At 67.8% G+C, this 5,543-nt stretch carries 8 protein-coding genes; 4 read left to right on the top strand and 4 right to left on the bottom strand.

The genetic code is table 11. From position 1 onward, the window contains the following. The 3 genes from ETD86_RS52215 to ETD86_RS52225 form a co-directional block, all read left to right on the top strand. Positions 1–587: helix-turn-helix transcriptional regulator (locus tag ETD86_RS52215; protein ID WP_138674044.1), on the top strand; the 587-nt coding region annotated here is incomplete at its 5' end. Between the two features lie 10 nt (positions 588–597). Then, on the top strand, positions 598–900 hold the full coding sequence (locus ETD86_RS52220; RefSeq protein ID WP_138674045.1) for a hypothetical protein: 303 nt from the start codon (positions 598–600) through the stop codon (positions 898–900). Next, positions 901–1,428: a GNAT family N-acetyltransferase gene (locus tag ETD86_RS52225; protein ID WP_138674046.1), complete on the top strand. Its 528-nt coding sequence runs from the start codon at positions 901–903 to the stop codon at positions 1,426–1,428. Between the two features lie 112 nt (positions 1,429–1,540). On the opposite strand, the gene ETD86_RS52230 is transcribed toward ETD86_RS52225, so the two are convergent. From ETD86_RS52230 to ETD86_RS52240, 3 genes are all read right to left on the bottom strand, one after another. Beyond that, positions 1,541–2,089, bottom strand: coding sequence for a GNAT family N-acetyltransferase (locus tag ETD86_RS52230; RefSeq protein ID WP_138674047.1), 549 nt, complete (start codon positions 2,087–2,089; stop codon positions 1,541–1,543). Between the two features lie 143 nt (positions 2,090–2,232). Then, positions 2,233–2,679, bottom strand: a complete 447-nt coding sequence (locus ETD86_RS52235) for an NUDIX hydrolase (protein ID WP_138674048.1) — start codon at positions 2,677–2,679, stop codon at positions 2,233–2,235. Positions 2,680–2,780: 101 nt separating this feature from the next. Continuing rightward, positions 2,781–3,350 (bottom strand): bactofilin family protein, encoded by a 570-nt coding sequence (locus ETD86_RS52240; protein WP_138674049.1) that lies wholly within the window; start codon positions 3,348–3,350, stop codon positions 2,781–2,783. Positions 3,351–3,892: 542 nt separating this feature from the next. Here ETD86_RS52240 and ETD86_RS52245 point away from each other — a divergent pair. After that, a complete protein-coding gene (locus ETD86_RS52245; RefSeq protein ID WP_138674050.1) occupies positions 3,893–4,432 on the top strand; it encodes a GNAT family N-acetyltransferase in 540 nt (179 codons plus the stop codon). 104 nt (positions 4,433–4,536) lie between these two features. Here ETD86_RS52245 and ETD86_RS52250 read toward each other — a convergent pair. After that, a partial coding sequence (locus ETD86_RS52250; RefSeq protein WP_138674051.1) for an FG-GAP repeat domain-containing protein occupies positions 4,537–5,543 on the bottom strand: 1,007 nt, incomplete at its 5' end.

Consider the following 5,543-nt stretch of genomic DNA (forward strand, 5'->3'; position numbering starts at 1 on the left):
AGGTGGGCGGGCTGGGCGGCGCGGCCGAAGTCGTGGGCGAGCTGGCCGACGGGATCTCCGGGGCCGATGCGCCGTCGGCCCAGGCCGCCCTGCTGACCGCCCAGGCCGTACTGGCTCGGTCGCGCGAGGCGGCGGACGAGGCCGACCGCCTGCTGGACGCGGCCCTTTCCACGCTGAAGGACGCCGGGCTGCGTTACGAGGAGGCCCTGGCCGCGGAGCGCCTGGGCCGCTGGCGCTGCGAGCGCTCGGCGGCCGGCGGCGCACGCCTGCTGGAGGACGCGCTGCGCTCGTACGGCTCGATGCGCGCCGACCGGGACATCGCCCGCGTCACCCGGATCATGCGGCAGAACGGCGTGTCCATCCCGTACCCGTGGCGCGGCGGCCGCCCCTCCCACGGACGCACGCTCTCGTCCCGCGAACACGAGGTGGCGCTCCTGGCCGCCGGGGGAAAGACGAACCAGGAGATCGCGACCGAGCTCTTCCTGTCCAGGCGCACGGTCGAGAGCCACATCTCCAGCGTCCTGCGCAAGCTCGGCTACCTGTCGCGCAAGGAGCTGGCCGCGCTCCAGCTCGCCGCGGACGAATAGGCTGGCCACCATGTCCGACTCAGACACACGGCAGGACGTCCACGTCGAGATCACGATGACCATGTCGATCACCGACGCGCAGGCCCTGCGGGACGCGGCCATCGACGCGATCGAGAGAGACGGCGTCTGGCACATCGGACCGAACGCGACGAACGCCCAGAAGCAGGCCGAGATCAATCAGATCACCGCCGACCCCGCCCACGCGGTGAGCAACCTGGTGGCCTTCATGAACATCGATGACCTCATCGCGGCGCGCATCCCGGGCCTTGAGCCCGACAGCGCGACCGTGCGCGCAAGAGTGGAGAATGTCTAGGTGCTGACCGGAGAACGGGTACGCCTGCGAGCCCTGGAGCCGTCCGACAGCGAGGACATGTGGCGGTGGTACCACGATCCCGAGGTCGGCCGCTGGATGGACGGCTCGCCGCCCATCTCACTCGCCCAGAACATCGAGAAGGGCGAGAACCGGCCGCGCAACACCTTCGAGGAGATGGTGCTCGGCATCGAGGCGCTCGACGACCAGAAGCTGATCGGCTACGTGGCGCTCGGCGAGACCGACTTCATCCACGGCGAGGCCACGGTGCAGAGCATCGCCATCGGCGACCGCTCCCGCTGGGGCGGCGGCTACGCGACCGACGCCCTGCGGGTGATCTGCCGGTACGCGTTCGAGGAGATGGGTCTGCACCGGCTGATGTTGTGGGTGGTGGCGGACAACGTGGCGGCGGTTCGGGCGTACACGAAAGTGGGGTTCGTGGAGGAGGGCCGGCGCAGGGAGGCGTTCCGCGCGCGGGGCAAGCGGCACGACTTCCTCATGATGGGCCTGCTGAGCTCCGAGCTCAGATGATCCCGGTCACGAGCTCGTCGTGAACCGGGCGCTCAGCTGAGATCGGCCTTGGGCTCATCGTGAACCGGGCGCTCAGCCGAGATCGGCCTTGGGCTCGTCGTGAACCAGACGCTCAGCTGAGATCGGCCTTGGGCTCGTCGTGCCAGTCGGGCGGGGTGACGGTCCCGGACAGCCAGTCACGGCGCAGGATCGCGTAGCCGACCGCGTCGTACCGCGTGCCGTCCGGGGCCGGCCAGGCCTCCCGGTAGTGCGACTCCTTCGCGTACCCGCTCTTTCGGAAGATCGCCCGCATCGCGTGGTTGTCCTGGCGGGTCGTGCCCTCGATCCGCAACACATCGGGCAGCTCGGTGAACAGGTAGCCGGTCAGCCAGGCCACCGCCGCCGTGCCGAGGCCGTGTCCGCGCCACGCTCGCCGTACGCGCAGGTCGAACATGGGCGTGTCGTCGGCGAGGTCCTGCAGCTTGACGAGCCCCGCGCGCTCGCCGTCCGCGAGCACCCAGAACGTCCGCGTCTCCTCGTCGTCGTAGCGCCCGTCGGCGGCGAACCGCCGGACGGTCTCGCGGTCCTGAGTGCCCGCGTGATAGGGCCATTCCTCGCCGGTCAGGAAGTCGGCCAGTGCGTCCCCGTCATCGGCGGAGATCCTCGAGAAGTCGACGTGCATCCGTCGAGAATGATCGTCCGCCTGTGCCCCGGTCAACCGGATTTCCCGCCCGCCTGCAAGATCAGCCGTACGACCTCCCTCGGCGCCTCCAGGTGCACGTCATGGCCGGTCGGCACGTCGGCGGCAACATCTCCTCCAGATTCTCACGCATCATGATCGAAGAGGCGGGAGAGAAGCGTGCCCTGGCCTGATTGCAGCACGTGGCCGTGCTCGAGCGGTATCCAGAAGCACTCGAACCTGATCGGCTCCCCCGCTCCATCGTTCTCCTCCTGACTGGCCCAGCGGTCGGGGGTCTCCTGATGGATGGCCAACTGGAAAACGTGACAGCGGTGAATCTCCGGCCGGTACGGGGTGATGTCGTACTCGTACGTGCCGAGCTTCCTGACGACGGTGAGATCATGGAGCCCGGTCTCCTCCCGCGCCTCCCGGAGTGCGGCGCGCTCAGGCTCCTCCCCGGCCTTGACGGTGCCACCGGGCACCTGGATGCCGACCTCCTCGAAGCTGTGATCCACGTGCCGGAAGACCAGGAGACGCCCGTCCCGGACGATGTAGCAGATCACCTTGTCGCGGGTCGCCTTGCTGGTGGGCATGCTCGTCCCCTCCGAAGAAGATGCAGGAACGCGATCATAACGATCCTGGCGATCCCCGGTCCCGTGCTTCTGAGGGCACATGGTCGCCGCTGGGACCGACCCTAGAAGCGCCGGCACTGATCTTCCTTGTTGCCGTCCACGATGTTCCCGCCCCCGGTGGGCGCGGGACGGTTCTCCTTGCACTGCAGGTTGCCGTCGACCCTGTTCCGGCGGATCTCCGCGCCACCACGGTTTCCGACCACCTGGATGCTGCCGCCGACCCGGTTGCCGTTGACCTTCAGATACCGGCCGTTCGCGTCGAGCTGGATGTCGGCCTTGATCCGCGACGACTCGACCGTGGCCGCCCCGCCCTGCTTCACCTGCACGCTGCCACCGACCGCCGAGCCGCCCGCCACCGTCACTCTGGCCGCCCCCTCCGCCTGGACGTTGCCGACGACCTTCACCCCTCGGGCGATCAGGGTCGCCCGCTGCTCGACCTTCAGGGTGCCCTTGATCCGGGTGCCGTTCAGCGTGCACCTGGCGCCCTGCGGTACGCGTACGTTGTCGAGGGTCACCGCACCGATGGTCCCGCGGCAGGCGCGCTCGTCGGCGAGCGCCGGAGTGGCGAGCACCACCGAGCCCATGCCGATCCCGAGAACGGTCCCCGCCAGAGCCAAGCCGATCTTGCGCATGTCGTAACCTCCGTCATTCTCGGCCAGAACGGCTGCCCTGGCCTGATTCAGAGGATTTCGACCGGCGGTGAGGTGGCGCTGAGACCAGCGTTAGCCCTCTCTCATGAAATGAGGCGACTCGCGCTGAATGCCGGACGGCAAACATCCAGCCATCCTGCGAACGACTACGCGAACTGCCACCTGCGCGCTCTTGTCCTGGACCCCGACCTGCTGCCCTCACCCCGGCGGAAGAGGACATACCGCCGACATACCGCGCCCTGGTCTGCCGCCGTGCACAGGCCCATCGTGGGGTGGAAAGCGAGAGGTTCATGACGCGGAGACGATGTCACTGAGAGACGTCAACCAGGACGGTCACACCGACATCGCGGCCACCCGTGACGGCACGCTCTCCATGTGGAACGGCCGGGGCCGACACGTTCTCCAGCGCCATTCCCGTCGGAGCCGACTGGACTCCGTACTTCTGACACTCTCTGAATCGACCCGGGCGATTCACTCTGGCGGCCGTTTCGGCCATCCGTGTGACACGACTCTAGGATCTTCGTATGAGTGGCCGAAGCCTGGCAGAGGAAGATCTGCGGACCGCCCGGCTGTCGCTGCGACGTCCGACCGTTGCCGATGTCGATGCGATCTTTGCGATACACAGTGACCCCAGCACGTGCCTGCACAATCCGTCCGACGCGCTCGACCGGCTCGACGAGGCGCAAGACCTCTTCCAGCGCTGGAACGACCAGTGGCAGAGCTGCGGATACGGGTACTGGGTCGTCCGACGCCACGGCTCTGCCACGCAACTGGGGTTCTGCGGGATCAAGCCCATGGAACTCAACGGGATGAAGGTCCTCAACCTCTTCTACCGCTTCGCCGCATCCTCATGGGGTCAGGGCTTCGCCAGCGAGGCCGCGGCTGCAGTCACCACCTGGGCATTGCGGCATGTTCCCAGCCTCCCGCTGATCGCCCGCGTCCGGCCGGCCAATGTCGCCTCCCAACGCGTGGCGATCCGCGCCGGCCTGGCCCGGGCGGAACACCTCGACGGGGCTGGATACGACGGCTTCGATTGGATCTACGCAGCGAGACTGCCGAACTGAACAGACCCGGAGCAAGGCGGTGCGCCTCACCGATGCGCCTTCCGCGCGTGGCGAGGCCCCAGAGGGATCGGCCCTTTGCGGCCCCGCCAACGTGCACTCGGCACTCAGAAGCGCGACGTCCAGCCGGAGCTGATCGCGGTGGCCGGGCCGAACTTGTTGCCGCCCTTGCCGTTCCAGACGTACAGCGTCCCGCTCTCGCTGTGCACGGCGCCTATGTCGGTCTTGCCATCTTTGTTGACGTCGCCCAGCGACATCAGCGTGCTCCCGTACGGTTCCCAGCCGGGCCCGAGCTCGATGGCGCCGGTGAAGTTGTTGGCGCCCCTGCCGTTCCAGACGTGCAGCGTGTTGGTGTCCTTCTTGACCGCCATCAGGTCACCGATGCCGTCGCCGTTGAAGTCGCCCGCGATCGGACGGGTGAAGCCGGTCCAGCCAGAGCCGATCGCGTCGGCCGGGCCGAACTGGTTGCCGCCCTTGCCGTTCCAGACGTACAGCGTCCCGGTCTCACTGTGCACGGCGCCTATGTCGGTCTTGCCGTCCTCGTTGACGTCGCCCAGCGACATCAGCGTGCTCCCGTACGGATTCCAGCCGGGCCCGAGCTCGATGGCGCCAGTGAAGTTGTTGGCGCCCCTGCCGTTCCAGACGTGCAGCGTGTTGCTGTCCTTCTTGACCGCCATCAGGTCGCTGATGCCGTCGCCGTTGAAGTCGCCCGCGATCGGACGGGTGAAGCCGGCCCAGTCAGAGTCCACCGCGGTGGCCGGGCCGAAGGTGTTGTCGCCCTTGCCGTTCCAGATGTTCAGCGTCCCGGTGGCGGCCGAGAAGATGTCGCCCACGCCGTCGGAGTCGAAGTCCGGCGTGGCCGACCCGCCCATCCCGGCGTAGTGCGGGTTCTTTGCGTGGGTCAGGGTCTCCCAGCCCAGGAAGTGTGACACCCCGACGGGGCGGTTCTTCTCGACCCACTGCTTGGCATAGGGGAAGTCGTCGTAGCCGAGACGGTGGTGCAGCGCGTTGAAGCCGACCTCGAAGTGCTCCCCGAGGTCCTTGGTGACCTTTCCACCGCACAACCATGACGGCACCGTCCCGCCCAGTTGCAATTTGGCGTGGAGGTCCATCG

This window comes from Nonomuraea turkmeniaca (assembly GCF_005889735.1).
In the GTDB taxonomy this organism is placed as follows: domain Bacteria; phylum Actinomycetota; class Actinomycetes; order Streptosporangiales; family Streptosporangiaceae; genus Nonomuraea; species Nonomuraea turkmeniaca.